25 protein-coding genes are annotated in these 20,850 nt (G+C 36.8%); all 25 read right to left on the bottom strand.

Going from position 1 to position 20,850, the window contains the following annotated elements; translation table 11 throughout:
* Window positions 1-14: 14 nt before the first annotated feature.
* The 25 genes from ACE1MS_RS09850 to ACE1MS_RS09730 all read right to left on the bottom strand — a co-directional run bounded on the left by ACE1MS_RS09850 (window position 15) and on the right by ACE1MS_RS09730 (window position 20,603).
* A complete protein-coding gene (locus ACE1MS_RS09850; protein ID WP_447402900.1) occupies window positions 15-656 on the bottom strand; it encodes a hypothetical protein in 642 nt (213 codons plus the stop codon).
* On the bottom strand, window positions 649-972 hold the full coding sequence (locus ACE1MS_RS09845; RefSeq protein ID WP_447402899.1) for a DUF5592 family protein: 324 nt from the start codon (window positions 970-972) through the stop codon (window positions 649-651). The genes ACE1MS_RS09850 and ACE1MS_RS09845 overlap by 8 nt, the downstream gene beginning before the upstream one ends.
* Window positions 972-3,398 carry a pLS20_p028 family conjugation system transmembrane protein gene (locus ACE1MS_RS09840; RefSeq protein ID WP_447402898.1) on the bottom strand — a complete coding sequence of 809 codons (2,427 nt, stop codon included), beginning with the start codon at window positions 3,396-3,398 and terminating at the stop codon, window positions 972-974. The genes ACE1MS_RS09845 and ACE1MS_RS09840 overlap by 1 nt, the downstream gene beginning before the upstream one ends.
* Before the next feature lie 80 nt (window positions 3,399-3,478).
* Window positions 3,479-5,533, bottom strand: a complete 2,055-nt coding sequence (locus ACE1MS_RS09835) for a hypothetical protein (protein WP_447402897.1) — start codon at window positions 5,531-5,533, stop codon at window positions 3,479-3,481.
* Window positions 5,534-5,604: 71 nt separating this feature from the next.
* Window positions 5,605-6,753 (bottom strand): S-layer homology domain-containing protein, encoded by a 1,149-nt coding sequence (locus ACE1MS_RS09830; protein ID WP_447402896.1) that lies wholly within the window; start codon window positions 6,751-6,753, stop codon window positions 5,605-5,607.
* A gap of 162 nt (window positions 6,754-6,915) precedes the next feature.
* Entirely contained in the window at window positions 6,916-7,596 is a 681-nt protein-coding gene (locus ACE1MS_RS09825) for a Fic/DOC family protein (protein WP_197148966.1), read from the bottom strand.
* Window positions 7,574-7,759 carry a hypothetical protein gene (locus tag ACE1MS_RS09820; RefSeq protein WP_031417592.1) on the bottom strand — a complete coding sequence of 62 codons (186 nt, stop codon included), beginning with the start codon at window positions 7,757-7,759 and terminating at the stop codon, window positions 7,574-7,576. The genes ACE1MS_RS09825 and ACE1MS_RS09820 overlap by 23 nt, the downstream gene beginning before the upstream one ends.
* A gap of 78 nt (window positions 7,760-7,837) precedes the next feature.
* Entirely contained in the window at window positions 7,838-8,044 is a 207-nt protein-coding gene (locus ACE1MS_RS09815; protein ID WP_031417591.1) for a hypothetical protein, read from the bottom strand.
* A gap of 156 nt (window positions 8,045-8,200) precedes the next feature.
* Window positions 8,201-8,941: a hypothetical protein gene (locus ACE1MS_RS09810; RefSeq protein WP_447402895.1), complete on the bottom strand. Its 741-nt coding sequence runs from the start codon at window positions 8,939-8,941 to the stop codon at window positions 8,201-8,203.
* Window positions 8,938-10,074 (bottom strand): ATPase, T2SS/T4P/T4SS family, encoded by a 1,137-nt coding sequence (locus tag ACE1MS_RS09805; protein ID WP_396627951.1) that lies wholly within the window; start codon window positions 10,072-10,074, stop codon window positions 8,938-8,940. The genes ACE1MS_RS09810 and ACE1MS_RS09805 overlap by 4 nt, the downstream gene beginning before the upstream one ends.
* Before the next feature lie 3 nt (window positions 10,075-10,077).
* A complete protein-coding gene (locus ACE1MS_RS09800) occupies window positions 10,078-10,317 on the bottom strand; it encodes a YdbC family protein (protein WP_031417588.1) in 240 nt (79 codons plus the stop codon).
* A gap of 37 nt (window positions 10,318-10,354) precedes the next feature.
* The gene (locus tag ACE1MS_RS09795) at window positions 10,355-11,062 is read right to left on the bottom strand and encodes a hypothetical protein (RefSeq protein WP_031417587.1); all 708 of its coding nucleotides are present in this window, start codon (window positions 11,060-11,062) and stop codon (window positions 10,355-10,357) included.
* Window positions 11,055-13,286: a VirD4-like conjugal transfer protein, CD1115 family gene (locus ACE1MS_RS09790; protein WP_447402894.1), complete on the bottom strand. Its 2,232-nt coding sequence runs from the start codon at window positions 13,284-13,286 to the stop codon at window positions 11,055-11,057. The genes ACE1MS_RS09795 and ACE1MS_RS09790 overlap by 8 nt, the downstream gene beginning before the upstream one ends.
* Before the next feature lie 55 nt (window positions 13,287-13,341).
* Window positions 13,342-13,476, bottom strand: coding sequence for a hypothetical protein (locus tag ACE1MS_RS09785; protein WP_268988025.1), 135 nt, complete (start codon window positions 13,474-13,476; stop codon window positions 13,342-13,344).
* A gap of 5 nt (window positions 13,477-13,481) precedes the next feature.
* Window positions 13,482-13,907: a hypothetical protein gene (locus tag ACE1MS_RS09780; protein ID WP_031417585.1), complete on the bottom strand. Its 426-nt coding sequence runs from the start codon at window positions 13,905-13,907 to the stop codon at window positions 13,482-13,484.
* An 86-nt stretch (window positions 13,908-13,993) separates the two neighbouring features.
* On the bottom strand, window positions 13,994-15,175 hold the full coding sequence (locus ACE1MS_RS09775) for a hypothetical protein (protein ID WP_396627953.1): 1,182 nt from the start codon (window positions 15,173-15,175) through the stop codon (window positions 13,994-13,996).
* 59 nt (window positions 15,176-15,234) lie between these two features.
* Window positions 15,235-15,660, bottom strand: coding sequence for a hypothetical protein (locus tag ACE1MS_RS09770; RefSeq protein ID WP_396627954.1), 426 nt, complete (start codon window positions 15,658-15,660; stop codon window positions 15,235-15,237).
* A gap of 26 nt (window positions 15,661-15,686) precedes the next feature.
* Window positions 15,687-17,087, bottom strand: coding sequence for a toprim domain-containing protein (locus ACE1MS_RS09765; RefSeq protein WP_447402893.1), 1,401 nt, complete (start codon window positions 17,085-17,087; stop codon window positions 15,687-15,689).
* Window positions 17,074-18,048: a hypothetical protein gene (locus ACE1MS_RS09760; protein WP_207974152.1), complete on the bottom strand. Its 975-nt coding sequence runs from the start codon at window positions 18,046-18,048 to the stop codon at window positions 17,074-17,076. Before ACE1MS_RS09760 ends, ACE1MS_RS09765 begins: the two co-directional genes overlap by 14 nt.
* Window positions 18,049-18,094: 46 nt before the next feature.
* A complete protein-coding gene (locus ACE1MS_RS09755) occupies window positions 18,095-18,328 on the bottom strand; it encodes a pilin (protein ID WP_031417580.1) in 234 nt (77 codons plus the stop codon).
* Window positions 18,329-18,331: 3 nt separating this feature from the next.
* Window positions 18,332-18,535, bottom strand: a complete 204-nt coding sequence (locus ACE1MS_RS09750; protein ID WP_031417579.1) for a hypothetical protein — start codon at window positions 18,533-18,535, stop codon at window positions 18,332-18,334.
* Window positions 18,536-18,628: 93 nt separating this feature from the next.
* On the bottom strand, window positions 18,629-18,790 hold the full coding sequence (locus ACE1MS_RS09745) for a hypothetical protein (protein ID WP_164908704.1): 162 nt from the start codon (window positions 18,788-18,790) through the stop codon (window positions 18,629-18,631).
* A 74-nt stretch (window positions 18,791-18,864) separates the two neighbouring features.
* Entirely contained in the window at window positions 18,865-19,026 is a 162-nt protein-coding gene (locus ACE1MS_RS09740) for a hypothetical protein (protein ID WP_164908703.1), read from the bottom strand.
* 102 nt (window positions 19,027-19,128) lie between these two features.
* A complete protein-coding gene (locus ACE1MS_RS09735) occupies window positions 19,129-19,662 on the bottom strand; it encodes a hypothetical protein (protein WP_396627957.1) in 534 nt (177 codons plus the stop codon).
* 68 nt (window positions 19,663-19,730) lie between these two features.
* Window positions 19,731-20,603: a hypothetical protein gene (locus ACE1MS_RS09730; RefSeq protein ID WP_447402892.1), complete on the bottom strand. Its 873-nt coding sequence runs from the start codon at window positions 20,601-20,603 to the stop codon at window positions 19,731-19,733.
* Between the last annotated feature and the right edge of the window lie 247 nt (window positions 20,604-20,850).

Here is a 20,850-nt window from a genome sequence, read left to right as displayed (position 1 = left end):
TCCCCCTCCTATACTTATAATTTTGAGTTTTGATTGGACATCAAAAATAAAATGTCTTGTTTCTTTTCATTTGATAAAGTTTGCAAAGGGAATGATTGTCTCATCCCTCTCACTACTTGTTTTTTTTCATCCTCTAAAGTCTGAGAAGATTCAGCATATACGAACAAGAAAAATTCACGATTTGTACGTTCACGCGCTATAAATTCTAACTCAAATAACTTCCGGTTGATAAAGCGTATCCGTAATGGATCTGTCGTTCTTTCCTTCTTTCTCTCCCAATAAAGCCTTTGCTTTTCTGTATTGGCTGGAAAGTTTAACCCGACTACTTTATGCTGAGACGCAGAACTACGATAAAAGCGAGTTTTTTCTAAAAGTTTTATGGTTATATCGGTATCCGTTAGTGAGTGCAAATCATTTGGTGAAATTTGAAAGATATCCATTAAGTAGCCTTTTTTCATCACAATGTACTCTTCAGTGATATCTAGAAATGGCATAATCATGGGGGTCTTACGTAAAACATGTGATTTTCTTTCAACCTTTTTCCTTGTCGTTTTATTCTTTTGAAAATAAGGAAACTTTTTTAAGAAGCTCTTTTTAGATGCTTTTTCCTCCGTATAAGTAGGGACAATAATAGGTTTGATTTTCTCTTTATTCACGATGATCCCCCTCTCCATATAAATAATCATTCATAATTTTTTTGACATCTACTGCATGATAGGTGTATTTATTTCGCTTGAAATATAAATACAATGACATGTAGTTTTTGAGTCGCGGATTATTACTGGAAGGCAACACCATCCAAAACAATGTACCACCAGCAATCAATATATAAGGAATGAACAACATACCGTGTACTAAATCTTTTAATACGGTGAAAAAAAGAAAGAAGCTAACCAATAAAATGATTAACTCCTTTACTTCTAAGCCGACAAATTTAGGCTTTGCTTTGATTTCTTTTGGAATATCATACATTATTCTTGGTCACTCCCTTGTTTTTTTCCTTTTCCTACTTTTCCTATATTATTGGACATACGACGAATATTTTGACCGAGTGTAAATCCACTATTACCAGCACGAGTCACACGTTCCTTAAATTGTTGTACAGAAGGATTTCCGCCAAGAATTGTATTTGTATGCACGGTCTGTTTATGGCCATAAGTTTTAGGATTAATAGTAGAAGACTTTTGATTAGGTTGCATTGTAATACCTTGACCTCCTCCAGTCGAAGCTACTGGCCCTTGCTGCACATTTCCTGAATTCGATGGTTGTGTCACTATTGGTGTACTTGGCTGTGGTGCAACCCCTACAGATGGCATTGCTTCACTTACTTGATGTACGTTCGCCCCTGTTGGAACATTTCCTGCACCCGATTGCGTTGTCACTCCTGATGTACTTGGCTGTGGTGCAACTCCTACGGATGGGATTGCTTCACTTGCTTGACGCATGTTCGGCCCTGCTGGGACATTTCCTGCACCCGATTGCGTTGTCACTCCTGATGTACTTGGCCGTGGTGTAACCCCTACAGATGGGATTACTCCACTAGATGGAATTTGCTCATGTTCTTGTCGCTGAATTGAACCCTGGTGCATGTCGCCATCATAACCGGTTGCATCTTGTATTGAAGAATCAACACTAGGACTTCCTGATATAGGTTGACTTTCTTGACGTGGCATAACACCTTGTTGCGAAACATCACTTGTATTTGTTGATGGTTTAGCTGTTGTTGCTACTGACTTTGGTTGGATTGATGGACTTCCTTTTTCCTTTCCACCTTGACTTGGTATTTGACCAGGTTGAACATTTCCTATACTTCCTGGCATATCCACCTGGTTACTGTTATCACTAGACGGGATTGGCTCATAATCTTGGGAAGTTGCAGCTATCTGATCATATGCACTCATTCCATCACTTTCACCTGATGACGGGATAGGTTCTGATGTACCTCCCATAGTAGAATTTGAATGCTGCTCATCTGATTTCGGCATGGCTTTTACATCGCCACTACCTGGTATCGCTGGCACAGAAGTACGTTTTCCTGCCTCAGATGGTGTTTCTGTACGCATTCCTTCAACAGCTCTCTTCGCCATATTTGCTCCACCAGCTACAGTAGCAGCACCTTTTCCTGCCACATTTTTAAGAGCCTGTGCGCCAGCTGTCAATGCTTTACCTCCGGCATATGCACCCATCATTGCTTGCCATCCATTGCGTAAACCCGCATCGATACCAAGCATACGTTGAACAATGTCCGGAGCATCAATCAATGCCCAAGCCCCTGCAATCATGAGTAAAATCACACCAAACATACCAATCTCCACCTTTAATCCATTTGCCCAATTCACGAACAAAACGAACAGTTGTAGGAGCCCGGTCATAACAAAGATCACCGCAAAGGTATTGACCATTTCCACCAGTACCTTTTTTGTACGTTGCCCACCAGTAAGATCACTTGCTGCAATGAACATACCAAAAATTTGATGGAAAGCGAGGTCAAAAATGGAACGACCAATTTTAAGAACAGTAATACCTAAAGCAATAGATGTTACCAGTAAGGACACAATCAGTGACAGCCAATTGACATGATAACGATAATAAGTTTCCCGACCTATTTTAGTCATAGGAACTGCATTTTTTTCTAAGTCCTCTACTTGATAACCGTCCCCAACACCTGTAGACACAGATTTTGTTTTCAAAACCTCTTTTGTTTCGTCACTTAATTGCTTTACCCAATCTTCTTTAAATATCCATCCATCATCTTCATGAAAGTCTAATTTCTGCAAGAAAGGGATATGCAAGGCTGAAGAATCAGAAAAACGATTCGCGTAAGTATAATCTGTAGTTCCTATCGAGCTATCTGCTTTACTAGCTGGCCGTGGAGGTGAACTTTCGTCCCCACGTGTACTACTCGAAAATTGAAAATCATGTTCCGCGTAGTATAGGACGTCAGCCACATTACTTTTAATCATATTACTAGAGAGTGTTTCATTTTCTGGATTCATTTGCTCAATCCCGACACCAACTATCTTTTGCGTATTCGACATTAAATCTGGAATGATGACGATAAAGCATAAAGCCATCACAATATTGAGGAGAACTTCATTACGTTTCTCAATTTTATTGAACATAAATTGAAAGCCCAGGACTACTAGAGCAATAAAAAAGACGATCCATATCAGCGGTCGCGCCTTATCCATGAATTCTCCCATTGCGCCCGTAGAATAAAAGTCGTTCAGTGTGATAATTTTAGTCGCTATACCTTCTAACAATTGATTTAGCCAGCTTAAAGTGTAGACAATGCCACTTCCAAGTGCCCTAAACACATCTTGCCAAAGAAAGCCATCACTCACATGCAAGATGGATTCAAGTATCTTATGTTTCTCAATAATTTCATTATCGTCCATATCGAATCCTCCCTTCTTATTTTCTACATATAAAAAGGACTCACCATTTTTGGTGAATCCTTATCGATAAACAGTTGTCTTTATTTTGCGCCTCTAATTTCCCTCACTTTATTAGGGAAAGTCCGATCCACAAAACGGAAGTTATGAATTTTATTATTAGAATGTTGTCGCTCTGCAGCTGCAAGTGCTTTTACTTGGTCATGCGTCAACTCCACAGTCTCATATTCTGTCACAGGGAACCTTGACTCTGGCTGCTCGATAATCCATGCATCATCATACCCTGAACCGAATAAGAAATGTTCAAAGCTAAAGGATTGATCAAAAGTAAAGCTCAAATCACTTAGACCCATATCCACTAACTCTAATTGATTTTTGTATGTTTCTTTTGGTAGCAATTCAGAATTCGGTGTAACTGGTAAAGAATAACGTTGTAAGTGAGGAAAATCCTCTTCAGATTTCGTAAAGACCCAATCATCCTCAAAAGGCACACCATTTGTATATTGAACAAACTCGGCTTCCCCTTTAGTTGTACCTTCTTGTACTGCTTGCGAGAAACTTGGTAGGGCTTGATCATTCTTAATAGCTTGCTTCACTTTCTCTGCATAATTATAGCCTGACATAAAGCCTGTTCCGGAGGCTGTGAAAAACATATCAGAAACAAATTCACTTTCAAATTGACGCTGTTCTGCTTTCATTCCCTTATCCGTTAGTACTTTCTGTTGCAGCTGTACGCCATCCGCAAATTCAGCTTGTAAGCTCTCATCTAACTCGGCTGCTTTATAGGTACCTGAGCTTTGCGTTTTCTTCAGTGGGTAAAAATCACCGTCTTTATGTTTGCCTGAAGGTAGTTCCACGCTATACATAAATTTACCTGGTGTCATTGGCAACGTAGTTTGTGTTTTTAACTTTACGTCATCCTGCCACACGTTCCCTTCAGCTCGACTATATTGTTCATAATAGGCTTTTGATTCTTTTAACGGACCATACTTATCTTCTCTGCCAACGACCCATTTTTTCACTAAAACATCATCTAATTTGTCCGATTTTTCGGCTTTCCCTTGCTGGTGATCAACAGGAATAGAACCATTCAACTCAAATTTTTGAACGGCCCGCCAATCCGGACGATCATCCCAATCACACCTTTGTTCTTCTCCTGCCCCTGTACAAACCCAACCAATTTTTTTATTGGTGTACTCATATTCAAAGGCATACTGCATGTCCTTATTTTGTACTTGTTTCGCATTGATATAAAATTCTATAGGTCCTTCTTGTTCAACATGTTTAGTGTCGAGGTCTACTGTATGCTTAATGTTTCGAACCGCAACATGCTTATCATATTCTCCTTTAAAGCTACTGTAGACAGCTACTTCGCTTAACCCATTTTTATCTTTTCTTTCTAATTCCCAATAAGCTCTCCCTAGACCTGTTCCTTGTTTATCTCCAGGCTCTACCCACTCCACATCAAAAGTTGCTGTGACAAAGAAATCATTATTTCGATAAAAATAAGCTTTTTCCCCGTTCTGGCAATGTTGACCAGTATAAGTAGAGTCTTTATAGTAAATTGAATAGCGACCTGTTGTACCATTCACTCGTTTGTTATATTCACCAATGTCACCTTTAAGGAAACGAGCAGGAACCGGAGTTGTATCGTCATAATAGAATAAAGCACCAGCTGCTTCAGCTAAATCATACATGTCTTGTCCAAACTGTTGCACAATCTCTTTTTTTACCTCAGATGGTTGATGAGGAACATGGCTGTCTTCTGTACTCCAAGCTTCTCCTTGTCTCCAGCCAGAAACCGTGTGAACATCCCATATAGGGTCGCCATAGTAGTCATAACCAGCAATGTAATCTGTATCCGTTCTTACACACTCATATAAAATACCTCCCCACCCTGTTCGTTGAGGATGACTGGAGCCTCCTGATTTCACCATTTGATAAATCTCTTCAGGATCGGTAGGTTCTACGCCAAATCCTTCGCCCACAGTATCGGGAAATTTCACTGTAAGAGTAATAGTATCCTTAATGGGGGCAGTGGTAGCAGCAGCTACTTCAAGTGGCTTACTACCTTCAAAGTTAAAATTTGAAAATAATAACATACCTAAACAAAAAACTGAAATCACCCGTTTTAACACGATAACTTCACCCTTTCTCCATACAAAAAAGACCTCTAGAATAATAAAGGTCTTTTTAAATAATTATTTTTTTAATTTGTGTGATTACGAACACCTGAAATATAAAGCTTTCCATTTTGATAATTGAAGTACACAGTAAAAGTTCCACCATTATGAACTTCTCCTGTTTCAATCACTTGATTAATAACCTTAACAAATTCCTCATAGGTTGTACCTGCTTGTTCGGCACTTAAACGAAGTTTATCTTCAAATGTTGCTGGAACACCTTCTCTATATTTCTCTGATAAACTAGCATAACTTTCTTCATATGCTTTCTTTTCAATATCATAACTTGACGTAAATCCATGTCCATTTTCTTTGATGATTTCTTGAACAATCTCTGCATTCTTCTTTTCATGTTCCCCTGCTACATAACCAGCTGGACGAGGAATTTTTGTTTTAATATCCTGATAACTCCAATCACTGTACTTGACTGGACTTTTACTTGTTGGTTTAGGATCTGGTTTTGGTTCTGGCGTTGGTGTTGGTGTTGGAATTGGTTTTGCCACGAAATCAGCATCTATATTCATAGCACGGTGCATGAATAGTACATAATGAACACGTGTCAAAGAACCGTTTAATTTAAACGTGTAGTCCTCATAACCTGTCGTTACGCCATTCGAATATAGTGCTTTCACGTATTCCTCATACTTCGATCCTTTTACATCTCCAAACAAATAATCTGCCTTCACTTCAAGATTGAAAGCGACAGCAATAATCTTCGCCATTTCACCGCGAGTTAGGGCTTTATTTGGATTCACATTGCCCTGGCTATCCATTTCTAAAAGTCCTGCTTCTACTAAGCTCTTGATGTCATCATAAAAAGGACTGTCCGTACGTAAATCCTTTGGCTGCTTAAATTCCTTTGTTTTTTCAAGCGTTAAACCATTGATTTTAAGCGCACGGCTAACTAAAGCCGCAGCGTGTTGACGACTAATTGTTGTATCCGGACGGAAAGTACCATCTTCATAACCTTGAATGATCCCAGCATCGCGCATTTCATGGATAATTTTATAGTAAGGAGAATTTACTTTTACATCTTTGAAAGGATTATTGGCCAATACTACAGTTCCTTTTGTTTCTGCAGCCTCAGCATAATGATTTGGAATAGGTGCCACCATCACCGGAATAGCAATAGCAATAGCAGCTGCTATTGTCGCCATAAATAATTTGTTTCTCATAACATTTTCCTCCTTCAACACATGGTATTTTTTTGCTTAATTTATATTTCAAACGAGTAACTATTAAATAGGAAGTTTTTATAACTATATTATACCATATCTGTTAAAATAAGCAATAAATTTCCATGAAAAAAGACTCACCATTTTTGGCGAATCCCTGATTTAACGATCTAGATCATGTCTTTCATTTTTGCCTTTCATTTGCTGCACTTGTAGTTTAAATCCCTTATCAAACGAGTGGATTATTTCTTTGTTAGGTTCATGATTAGCAATACATTTATAGATTACTTCACTTAATTTCGTGTCATCAAATTTAGATAAAATAGTAGCTCTTGTATACTCTTCTTTCTCAATTTCGCCCCAATTTAACTCAAAACCATTTTTCATTGCCAGAAGTCGAATAAACTCGGTTTGAGTTCGTCCATTGCCTTCTCTAAACGGGTGTAAAACATTAATTTCTGCCATGAAATAAGCAGCACGTTTGCAAAACTCGGCCATAGAGAGACCTTCTAAAAAATTCTCATTCTTTAATTCCTTGAATAACGTTTTTCCTTGATCATCAATATACAATGAATTAGCAAATTGAAAATGATCTTTCGATATATTTTCATCCCGTATATCTCCGGCAAAGTCATAAATATCTTGAAAAATGTATCTATGGATAGATTTCAAATGAGAAAAATCAAAAGTCCCATACAGTGGCTCTTCTCTCAACTCTTTCAAACGTTTTCCAACATAGAGTGCTTCTAGTTGATCCAATTTTTGTTGGTCATGAATATTGAATTTATTAATTAAAACGATTGAATTAGGGTAACAATATTTAGATTGATTGAACTTTTCCATTGTCCAATATCTCCATTGCCATTTCATGCATCTGAGGAGTTGTAATCTCTCCTTTAGCCTCCATTAGAATTAATTGTTCAAACTCTGGCGTTAATTCTAAGCCTTCGAACGCTAGAACAGCTTTTACTTCTTCCATATTTTCTTCATGCGTTTTTTTTCTCATAGTTTTAGCTCCTTAAAATTGTGGCTTCGATCACAAGAGGACACTCCCTGCATCCCTTCAAAATGTTTTAATATATTTTCACTTTTTCTGCAAACCTTTTTCCACCACTTCTTTAAACCACTTATCAATAGTTTCTTTTTTCCACCCTTTGGTACTACCAATACGAACATCATGTGGAGGAAATTGATTTCTATTGATTAAAACAGCGATTTTACGTTGATCGCCCCAACCAACTTTTTCAGTCATTTTCCCTATATCAGTTTGACTCAAATATACCTCAGTCATAATGCTCTCCTCAAATATTCTATTGAAATTCTCTGTTAATATAACTATAACACATTTTGTTGTTAATTACAACAAAACGAAGAACTTTACAAACACTCAAAACTTAAATCTCAAAAGGACTCGCCATTTTTGGCGAATCCTCTAGTAATGAACAAATTAGTAGCGAATCGATATATCCATACTTCTTTTCTGTAAAAAGTATAGGTTCAAAAGGGCAAATCCTTGTGTTATTAGTAACACACCTATGCCAGCAAAGCCAACGTTTAAAAACGTGTCCCATAGTTCCCCTACGATAAAACGCAACATTAATGAGATCCCCATTACCATGCCAAGCAACATATACACAGCCATCGCAAAACCTCTACGTTTACGGTATAATTCGTCACGTTTCTTTAGCTCAAATATCATGTTTTTATGTATTTGGCTAAATAAGTCATCCGGATTACCACCATGTTCATATTTAATTTTTAAATTTTGATGAAACTGATCTAAGGTTGGAAAATCATATTTTTCAAACTGATTTGTATTTAACTTGGCCTCTTTTTCTAGTTGCTGAATACTGACTTCAATAGCATTTTGTATGTCTGGATGAACTGTGGCTTTCGTTTCCTTGAGTGCATGAAGCACATTTTCACCTGTTTGAAGAAAGAAAATCATGTTTGTGACATACTTTAATAACTCACTTATATGCATTTGGTACTTTTTTAATTGGCGATTTTTTACGGTAAAGACAAAGAAGAAAAAAAGAGCACCTATACAGCCGACAATAATACTTGTAGTACGCTCTTTTGAAATGAGATAGAAAAACTGATAGTTTGCCAAAAACCAGATAAATAAATAAAACGCGATTTCCCAGCCATAAAATAGAGCGCGTGCTTCTTTTAATAATTGTTTCATGACTGTTTACTGCCTCCTTTTGGCAAAAATTCGTCTGGAACTAAATGAATTAATTCTTTATCCTCTAGTTCTGCCAATGTCTTTTCTGATAAAGGGTGATAACGCTGTTCAATACGATATTTGCCTGTTTTTTGGTCCCTTACTTTCACTTCTCTATACACATAGTTTCCTACTGCACCCTTAGAAGTAAAATCTGTATATTCCATCAACTCTTTGACCCTCCGTATAGTTTTTCCTCCTTTCTTTCTTTTCCCTTGTAAATAACAACCCCAACGTAGAAATTCTACAATTTCACTACCAATTAATTGATCTTCAATAATGGCATATGCTGGCGATTGACGTATCATTGGAATAAAACGGGAAGGAATATTCTTAGCTCCTTTGGCATGAAGTGTTGTAATAATAGCATGATCTGTTTTAGCACTATCTAATACATCTGCTGAAACTGCCCCACGTGTTTCAGCGATAATGGTCCAATCAGGATTATTTCGAAGTGCTGTTTTCACACCATCGCTCATTTCAAAGACTCCTGGTATTGTCTTTAAACTCGTAATATCCTTTTCAGGATATAATGCTTTAATATGACTATCACGTGTATCTTCAATTAAGAAAATATTTGCATCTTCTTCTGTATATCCAACTAACAACTTTTGGAATTCAGTTTTCCCCGAACCTGTTCGTCCACAAATTACTAGGTTGTCTTCTGAGAGCATTAATACATTAAATAATCTTTCAAGTGGTTCATGCTCTCCTGTCACTAAATCAGCAATTGAACTAATAGCTAAATGTGGACGAGAAATACGGATTGCTAAATTAATACCGTCTGGACTAATACGTTGGTGTGTTGCACTAATACGCAAAATTCCAATTTCCGTATCCAATTGTGGTTCACTATGTGAAAAATTCCTTTTTTGAACATCAGAAATTTGTTTCACTAGCCTCTGCACTTCTTCCTTGCTTGGTTGGTCTGGCGCTAAATATCGTCCTTTTTCATTATCTTGTATCCTCAATTGTGTTCCATTAAATCTAATATCTGTGATAGTTAATTGTTTCAAATAAGGCCCTAAAAAACTTTGCTCCAATATTTCATTAATTCTTTTTTCTAGTAGTTCCTGCTCGCTCATTACGTTCATTTTTTATACCTCCATTTGTTCAATAGACAAACATTTTTGTAATCCTTCCAACAATAGTTGGGCTTCTTCCATCGTAAGTGATACGCCTTTTCCTGCTTTTTCTTTTTGAGGAGACCACCACCGTATATCAATAGTAGTTGGTTTATGATACCAACTTACTTTTGACAATTCCCTTGTCCATCCCGTATCAGCAGTCCGTAAAAGTGCTACATCTTCAATAATTTCAAATGTTTCTTTAGCCAATTCACCATCCTCCTTTGCCGTATATTTTTATAATTTTTTATTTAGGCATGGTATTTAATGCATCTGTCACATTCGTCATGTAATGCATGAAAATGACACCAGCAAATCCGATCACTAAAAAAAGCGATATAAGGATTGGAAATAAACCAAACTTATCGCTTGCATTCATCTTATGTTGAATCAGTTCATCGACCTTATTTTCCTGAAGGTTTTGGATATATCGCTCTAATTCCTGTATAGACTCTTTTTCTACGCCTTGTTCACTAAATTGATAAATCATGTTCATAACCATGTAAGCTTCACTAGAACCTATATAATCCGCAAATGCTAAATAGGCATTTCGATCATTACCATTCTCGATTTTTTGTATAAGTTTGATCAATTCCTTATCTAATGGATCAGGCGTATAGTATATTGTTGCTTTCAATGTTTGATAGACATTTCCTGAACTAGGCAATAATGCTATGAAGCTTTGCAGGAACTGCGGAAACAAAAAGGAATTCTTTACATCAATATTGTTTTTGGTTGATAGCAATTTTAAATAGGCAAATTTCCACCCTAGATAAAAGGCAGCAGGCAAACCAATTAGCCATATTGGCATTTTAATGACCATTATGACCATTGCATAAAGCATGGTTACAACTACAGCATATAAAATCCGATGGATTAGAAATTTCTTCTTGTCTTTTCTAAAGAACTCCAAATGAGCGTCAAGCAACCGTTCTTTCAACAACTCGTTAAACATCTTCTTTTAAACTCCCTTCCATAATCATTTTTTGTATAGTAGTTATCTTTTCATCCTGAGTTGCCACATTTTCATCCAGCATTGTTTTTGCACGTTGTTCTCGCAGAATGTCTGTCCATTCTCTCAAAACTTTATTTGGCAAATATTTTTTTAAATCCGGAAAAATTCTCCGTTCAAAGACAACCGAATCAATACTTGATCCATAAGTAAGGTAACTAAAGAACTGTAAAAATGACCACGTTGGAATTTCGTCTACATAATCATCATTTGTTCGTAAAACCTGATACAAGGTCCTTGTCAATTTAGAAAATTCAGCTGCACTCATTGCTAAAGACATGCATACATAAAGATCCCTTTCACTTTTAGAAGTAAAGACCATATCTGACATTTTTAAATTGTGATACTGATTAGACATGATTGGCAGCGATAATATGGATTTACTATTATCAAAATCCTCTGCTAGATACTCCCAACGGAACTTTGCAGCTGTAACTCCCGTATTAAAAATTGGCTTAGGTACGATTTTTTTCCGCTCATTATCTTGACGCTTATTGGCGCGAACAACCACTGATTCTCCCTCTTTTAACTGCATTAATTCATCAGGCATGAGTAAGGCACGTTCTTTCACAGATTCGCTATGCGATTTATCTGTAGACAATAGTTTCCCACTACGACTCACATCTGTAATAGTTTTTGTCCCAATGAGTGCAGAGAACTGTTCTGCTGTCGCTTTATCTTTCGTTAAAATATATATTTGGTTTGAGCAGTTACCAATGATTGTATCTGCATCGTCACCATACAAGGATTTCATTTGAGAATAGGCTTGTATAATTAAATGGAACCTAAACCCTCGGCCAGCTCCTACAGTAACCATACCGTCCATACCATCCACTACTGGCATATTCCCGAATTCATCGAGTAAAGCATGGACATGGCGTTTCATTTTTCCACTAGGACTCATCGTAGCCTTTTCAGCATTTACTCGATATAATTGGCTCACAAAAATACTGGCTAAAACGTGGTTTGATTTATCATAGTCAGGCGTTACCATAAAGACAGCAATCGGTTTGTCACCAAATCCGATCTCTGTTAAATCTAAACTGTTGTAACTTGTTAGTTTTGCATTAGGCTCTAATGTGAAAATCTGCAATTTATCCATCGCTGATGAGAAAATTCCTGCACGTGTATTTCCAGCAGCAAAGTTACTTGTGGCATACATCATTCGAGCCGGATTGATTTCATCTCTTGCTTGGAAAAATTGGTCTAATGCGTTATCCCCTTCCTCACTGTTATCACTACCAAGTGTAGAAAGGAAATTAGCCACAGAATATAAATTAATGGTATCCTCTTTACCTGTAAGGAGGGCATCTTCAGTCAAGGCTAAAATGATTGCCGTTACCAAAGATTGAGCTGAGTTGGACCAAAACTTATCTTTTGCTGATGGATCATTGTACAACATGAATCCTACGCTATTTGCATACTGTTGGGCCAAACTCGTATTTCCTGATTTCCACGCATCGATAACAACTTGCAATGGATTAAATCCCATTCCCATATATTGTTGAATTAAGTTAAATACATGTACTTCATAGCCACGAGCTATTAGCGTGTCATAACTAGCTGCAGCAAGCTCCCCCTTTGGATCGTTGACAACTAAGGAGGGCTTATTTTTGGCTCTGCTTAGTACATCTATTTCAGGAAAAACAAAAGTTTCCCCTTTACCTGATCTCGTAATCCCAATAACCATCGTATGAATAGGTCCCTCATCGATTAATAGACGGTACGGACGCCCTTTTTCCTGTAACGCTGAAATAATTACGCCACCATCACCGTCATATTCTTTTTCTGCTGCAGGGATAATTTTGTATTGCTTCTTTAATTCGCGTGGTTGTTCGAATTCACTTGTGCCATGCTGGCCTTTATTCAAATCAACAAAATTCAACCGAATTCTATAGATAAATTTCACGAATCCTATAGTGCTTAGGATTGCAAACCCAATATAAAAAGGCATCCAGTTCGATTGAAATTCTAAAAAGCTTCGCCAATCGATTGAAAAGGATACACTCTTTGGATCTGCCTGGAATTGTTGAAACGATGCTAGTAATGATTGAAGGAATGCCAGCACAAAATTAGAAACAAAAAACATGAGTGACCAAAAAACAATTGAAAAAACAAGAAGCCCTCTAGGTTGCGCTAATCGTTGTAAATATTTTGTTTCATTCATAGACCTAACTCCTTTCTTTAAATTTCCAACAAAAAACACGTCCTGGATGTAGTGATTACATCTGAACGTGTTTGATTTCTTGTTCCTCTTTTTGAGGGGCAATATCTTCATAACTCATATTTATATAAGCCATAGTAGCGACACATACAAAAAACAAAAACCAAATTGCTTTTTTGAGATATTTTTTCATAGGCATCACCTTTCAGGCGTTTTTGCAGAATACGATTTTGTGATTTCAGTTGGCGGATTAGCTTCATTAGAATTACTACCATTTTTCCCTGTGGAACGCTTCATAATGACGATTTTATCCTGGACATTTAGCGTTTTCTTACCACGCACATTTTGATATTCGTAATTATATCCAATGACAATTTCTTCTCCAAACTTGACAAGCCCTGGCTTGGAGAAAGTCACCGTTAAATCCTTTTTCTTTAAGCGTTTAGTTACTTGTGTAACATGCTCAGACACACCGCCCTCTTCTTTAACAAGCTCTGTGACCTCTTCAGTCATCTTCAAAAAAGCATGTTGTTGGAAAGCATCGATAGACATCATGAGAAGAAAAGGAAAAACCACAGCTGCAAATAACGCTGTGGCCAGAATGGCACCTTTTAAGTTTGACATATCATTTCTCACTCCCTTCTAGTGAATTGCTAACCACTTGGCCAAAGCTTATGGTCCTAGCAATTAAAGGTAGAAATTTTTTGTCCTTAATTACTCATATACTCAAAGTCTAGTTGATATTGATAGTAGTTATTGTAAGTACGTGTGTCTTTTTCTGGTCTTGTTACATTGCCCTGGTAAAGAGATACTTCTGGACGCTGAACAGTACCACTATATAACAATTTTCCAACAACAAAATATTCCGTTCCCGAAGCTTGCAAATACATCCAATCTTCTTCTAGATATATTCCTTCTTCTGGATACATTTCTTTACTACATGGTGATTTAAGATTTACCTTTTGACCTGTATTGTCTAATAAACCATACTCATCAACATAGTCTGGGTTATTCATAACGGTATTGTAGTCCATTTCTATCTTCTCAAAAGTACCACCATATTTTTCTCCTATATAGCCCTCATACCCTTCTGAATCAGAATACTTTGTATGACGATTTAAGCTAGCTGAATAACCTTCTTTTTCCCACTGCCCATTATGACAAGCGTATCCCATTCTTCCATATAAAGGTTGTTCATAATCAACAATTTTCTTTGATGAAGCTGGTATTTTATCATAAAGTTGTAATGTTCCTCGGTAACCATCTTTATTGTAATCAAGAGCTTTTTGTTCAGTAACAAACTTCGTATCAGCTGGAATGTATTCCCCACCTGTTTGAACTTTTTTTGAGATGTTTCCTTTAGAAACCTTCACGGTTACTTCCTCACCATTAACACGAACAATTTCGGCATCTCCAGTATTTGAAGTAACACGTAGTAAATTTTTTAACCCAGGTATCCTAATTGTGTATTCTCCATTAGCATTCAACGATTCAGGTGTTGTTGCAGAGTATGTTTGAGGTAACTTCGGTGGGTTACTACCACCATCTGCTACTATACGTTTGGCAATTACTACTTTATTTTGTGTATCTAACTTTTGTTTCCCCCGTACATTTTCATATTCATATTGATAACGAATAACAATCTCTTCCCCAAATTGAACTAAACTAGGTTTTGAAAAGGTCACTATGTAGCCTTTACTTTTTAGGTTATTCGCTACCTGTTGTACTTGATCAGAAACTCCGCCTTCTTGTCTAAGAAGCTCTGCCATTTTTTCGGTTGTACTCAAATAAGCACGCTGCTGCAAGGAATCGATACCAAAACTTAATAAGAAAGGAAACACTACACCAACCCAAAGTGCCATCGCTAAAATTGCACCTTTAAGATTTGACATGCTTGTGTTTCACCACCCTTCCCTTAAAATAAAAGGCACTCACCAAATTTGGCGAGTACCTACTCCAATTCATTCAGTGTTAAGTGTCGTTCAGCAGTTCCCTTTACTTTACCTTTTTGATCAATATATCGAATTCGATACTGGATACCACGAATATCTTTATCAATAGTTGTTGCTTTTCCTCCAGCGTCTACAAATGCATAATTCACTTGAAGCTTGTAGGTAAGATTCTTTTGAGTTGTCGCGATTTCAGCAAGTAAATTTTCTACTAATTCCTTTTTGTCCACATACAAAGCATCCTTTTCTGATTGTCCCCGTTCATTTAGGTCCGTACGAATAGCACCTATATGAGCCGTTTCCAATAACACTTCTGTTTCAGCCATTGTACGTGTCGTTATGTTCTGTATTGATGCCCCGTAAGCAATGTAACCTACGAATGCTACAAACGCTAATAGTGGTACAAACCATTTCAAAAAAGTCGTCATTAAAACAAAATCTCCTTTCTTGTGTCTTATCGTTCATATGGAACTTTCCGCATTTGATTTTCTTTTTTGAAAAGTTGCTGATTAACAGATTTCTCAAAAGACTTGTGATCATCCAGAGAAAATCTTATTGGCGATAAGGCATCATCAGGATATTCAAAAACTTTGTACTCTAAATTCATTTTTTCTAAAAATATGATCATTTTATTTGTTTCTTCGTGGCCAGCTAATGTTTGTGGCATAGCCAAAACAAATGTTTTGTCTCGGAGTTCCCTGTTTAACATTAATTTCTGAATAGGCTCTTTAAAATCAGCTTTGTCCTCTCCCTGTAAAACCATTACACCACATTCTGAATTAACACTTCGGAACGATAAGGCATCTAATCTGGAATCGCATATTACCACATGTTGCATGGACTTTTTAATATCAATATAATTTCTGCTGTTTGTATCAAATTTTTTATCGAAAAACTGAAAATAACGATGGAACTTCTCTTTCTCCTTTACTAAAAAATCATTGCCGTCTTTACATGTTTCAGGGTATATAAAAATTTGATAATCAGCTTGAATTTCTTCGAGACAACCGACTATTTCCTTTGAAGCTTTATAGCCAGCTATATCATCATCCATAGCAACAAGAAATCGTTTATTTTGAAACTTTTCCGGATTTTCTTTGATATAGTTGCAAAGAGTCCTGTATTTTCGAGAACCTGTTAAGGCCATAACTCCAACCGTTTCATCGATTTCGCGGAAAGATAAACTATCCAAAATAGCTTCTCCAATAACAATCGTCTTTGCCTCTTCAGGAATATCCACAAAAAAATCCCTCGCATCATTTGAGGGATTCACAACTAATTGTATTTCTTTTGGTTCGATACTGGTGTTTATGGATGAGCGTAATAAAATTCGATCTATACGGCCATCCTCACCAAATAACGGAAGCACTAGGTTTCTTTGACACATCCAATGATTATTTGCATAATCTTTCGGCAATAATCCATTCGCATATTCAAACATAAATTTTACGCCTTCTGGATTGGAAAAATCGGCAATAAACGGGGTAGTAGTTGACCTAGAAAGACCACGATAGCCGTTGTCTAATGTATCACTTTCCATATTGTGAATAACATGATTCATTAGTTTTGTAAATTCGTCCAGCTGTTTAGCTTGTTTAACACTAAGTCCCTTACTTTTTTCTTGTTCAGTAGAATAAAGGACTTCAGCCTCTTTTTCCTCATAAGTTAAAATAAAACGCTCACCACAACTATTTTCTCGATTGCATTGAATAAAATTCATATTGTTTTTATAAATAAACGCTTCCTGGTGCTCGCACTCCGGACACGTACAAATGAAATACCTGCCTCGATCCTTTGCATTTAACTCGGTCAACATCTCATTTATATCTTGATAAAGTAACTTATTGTGGCTCATCCTCCTTCACCTCATCCCCCTGTAATTGCTTTTCAATATCCAACTTATATTGTTGTAGAATCGGACTTAGAACAAGAGACTCAATCATTTCATCATTAGCAAGTGAGAAACCTTGCGATAAAATAGCATCATATTTATCTTTTAAAGCCTTTACCAGTGTCAAATGGATTTCATAAGCTTCAGCAAAACTATTTTGTTCTACAAAAGTTGAAAAAAGAACCAGCTGTACGGTCTGGTACAGTTTAAAATTGGGACATAAAGCCTCAATGCGGTGCTTACCTACAGACTGAAAACTTGCACCAGCATATTGAGTAAATTGTTTGAAGGCTGTATCATCTTGTAATAACAAATTTACTTTTTCCTCTAATAATTTTTGCTGTTGAAGAAAGTCTGTTTGTTCACCTTCCAGAGTATTTTGAGCATCCAGGATTAATTTTTCTAATGCAGTTTTTATAGCTGCCATCATTTGTTCTAATTCAGCATAAAAACCTGTTTTAACAAGTGGCTGCATCGTTCCATATACTTGATTTAGTTGTGAACCATCCAAATAAATAGGGAAAGGTTCAAAAGCAGAAACACCAAATAGTTGGTCGTATCGAATCGCAAATGTCGCATATTCTTTATTGATAAAAAGCTGCTTTTCTTCTTCAATATACTCCTTCAGCGTATTGACATACTTATGACGCATATCTTCTTCCCAACTATCAAACGTTAGAATAGTATGCTCCAGCTGTTTTTGAAGGCTTTCTTTTCTATCGAAATGAACTTGGCTTATGACTAAACATTGGCCATCCATCCAAAACTCAAAAGATTTAGTAGAGTCATCTCTTTTTTCTTTTGCAAGCCTGTCACGAATCCTATTTATAATTTCTTCTGCTTCAGTAAAAAAGTAGTTTCGCTCTTCATCTATTTCTCTAAAGTAATCACCGTCATCCTTGAAACGAATTAATAATTTACGCAACACATTGTTTTCTCCTTTCTCTTCCTTTCCCTAAGAAAAAATCCAATTAGAATCCTGCTACTTTCCCTGTCATCCAAACCACGAAAGATGCAGCAAGATAGACAATACCGAATCCGATAAATACGTTTACCATCCAAGATTGTGCACTTTCTTTCTTTTGTGGATCTTTTGCAAACATCCAGATAAGCCCGATGATAACTAAAACCAGACCAGCTACTGCAGGAGCTAATTTTTGTACATCCGTTGCAATCTCATTAATCAACGTAATGGCATTATCCATACGCTATACCTCCCTTTCTTTAGCTAGAGAAGCTATTATTCCTTTGTTTTCTAAATTAAACTCGATTATTCGAGCTTGGTGCTGCTGATGAAGCCAATCAAAATAAGACTGACCTTGAGCTTCAAATATTTGTTTTACCAGGGCCTCCATATCAGCAAATCCTTCTGGTTTAGCCTTGCTCTGACGCCTTTTTTCTGCTTGTGACAATTTGCCATTCTCCTTTCGGTAAAATAAAAAAGCAGAAGATGATTATCTTCTGCTCACCACGACTACATAGATTCGGCTAAAACTAGGGTTTTATTAAACTCCAATTCCTCTAAATACGTTGTCTACCATCTTTGTCCAACCAGCTCCGATTTTCGCCATTAACGGATCGATTACGCCAGTTGCGAATGCGATCATTCCACCGAATAAAACTAATACAATGATAGCTAATGTGATCTCTGCTTTGTAGTTATTCAAATACTATACCTCCCTTCATTTAGAACAATAAAAAAGAAGAGTCCCAAACGTTCTCTTCATAAAAAGCAATTATTTTAAACGCCAATTCCGCTAAATACGTTGTCAACCATCTTCGTCCAACCAGCACCGATTTTCGCCATTAACGGATCGATTACGCCAGTTGCAAATGCAATCATTCCACCGAATAAAACTAATACAATGATAGCTAGAGTGATCTCTGCTTTGTAGTTATTCAAAATTCTTCACCTCCCTTCGAGGCAATAAAAAAAAGAGTGGCCAACGCCCTCTTATGAGTTCATCAATATTTAGTTCCACCTCAAGCTGCCTATCGAACGTTATTAAAACAACGAAAAGACACTGACAATTGCATCAAATACAAGTCCCTCATAAGAAACATTTAATTGTCTCAAATCTTGTGCTGTTACAACTAAATGGGTTTCGTAATCCGTACAAACTTTAACAAAGTCTTTGAACTTACCAGCATCAATAAGATCACGAAGTGCATATGTTGTTTCATCCACTAGAAGTACATCAAAGTGTTTCAGCAAATTCTCAATTAACGCAAAATGAAATACCTTTTCACCATTTTGAATAGCAGTCAGAGGAACCTGTAAAAACATTAATTGTTTCACTTCACCTGGAAATTCATCTTGAACAGGGTCAAAATAAGTAACGATATTTTGATCAACGTTCATTCGATTTGGTATTTCAGAATACTCCTTCACTTCAATCACACACACTTTTTTACCTTGCGAGATTAACTTTTCTGCAAAGGTACTTAGTTGCACGGTTTTACCTGAACCAATTGGACCAACAACAGCAATGCTTTTAGTCTTATGAGTAGGACCACTAACAAGCATAGAATTTAACATAATAATCAACCTTCTTTGGTTTTTTATTTTTTTAAAAATAATAAGGACTCACCTAATTTGGCGAATCCTTATCGTTCATGTGCTTGTGCAGCCATAGCTTTGTTTTGCTTCCTATCAAGTTGTACTGGCTCATGTTCAGATAATTTCTGATCGATGGCATTTGTAAAGTCCTTTAAGCGTTCGTTCATGTAAAGAATGGTCTGTTTCACCGTTGACTTAGCTGTGTCTTTTACTTCTACGATATTATCTCGAACATCATTGCGTAACCCAGTTACTTTGTCATCCAATTTTTGTTTGGAAGTTACAGTCTTTTCAACAATGGAGTCTTTAAAATGCTGACGACATTCCTTTAAAAGGTTCTTCATTTCATCACAATAGTCAGCAAATGTCCTTTTCCTTGATTGCTGTTCCATAGATTCGACCAGATGTCCAAGACCTTTTTCAATACGATTAAAATGAACGCTTATTAATTGTTCCACTTCTTTCTTAGTTAAGAAAGATTGATCATTTTCATCACCAACTAACTGCGTTTCAATGACTTCCTGTAATTCTGTACTGTGTTGAGTCATTTCATTTTTCAAGTCGTTTGTGAATGTTTCCTTCGCCTGTTGTCGTTTTTGATACTGTAGGTACATGTCTTCATTAGTTAAATTAGGGTTAAGTCCTTCATAAGAAAAACTGTGTTCTTCAGCAAGTTCCTTCACATATTTTTCAGCGCGCCAAAGCTGTTTATACGACTTTAATAAGAAGGTTTGATGCTCATCTCGTCCTTCACGCCCTTTATAGCTTACAGCTGCATCTACATGCCACTTTCCAGCATCACCATACATGCTCAAATTAACTTTTGGTTTATTGCCATGTACTTCTTGCCTACTTTCCACAAAAGACAACACATCTGAAATGTCCACGGGTTCAAGATCATACCCATAACGTTCTGTCATCTCTATTTTCCTCCTATCTACTTAAAATATTTCAAAAGAAAAGGACCCTTCCTATTTTAATAGGAAAGATCCCTTATGTATCCTAAGAAAAGTAACTCTTTCCTCTGGACATAATCTTCTGATACTAATACTTTAGCACAGATTTTCCGAAAAAAAGTCCGCAGATTGTCCGGAAAAAGTCCGCAAATCGTCCGGAAAAAGTCCGGAAAAAGTCCGCGTGTTGTCCAGGGTAATACTCAGCATCCGT

This window comes from Lysinibacillus sp. fkY74-1 (assembly GCF_053165895.1).
Note: the sequence above shows the minus strand (reverse complement) of the source record. Positions and strands in the feature narration are given on the sequence as shown.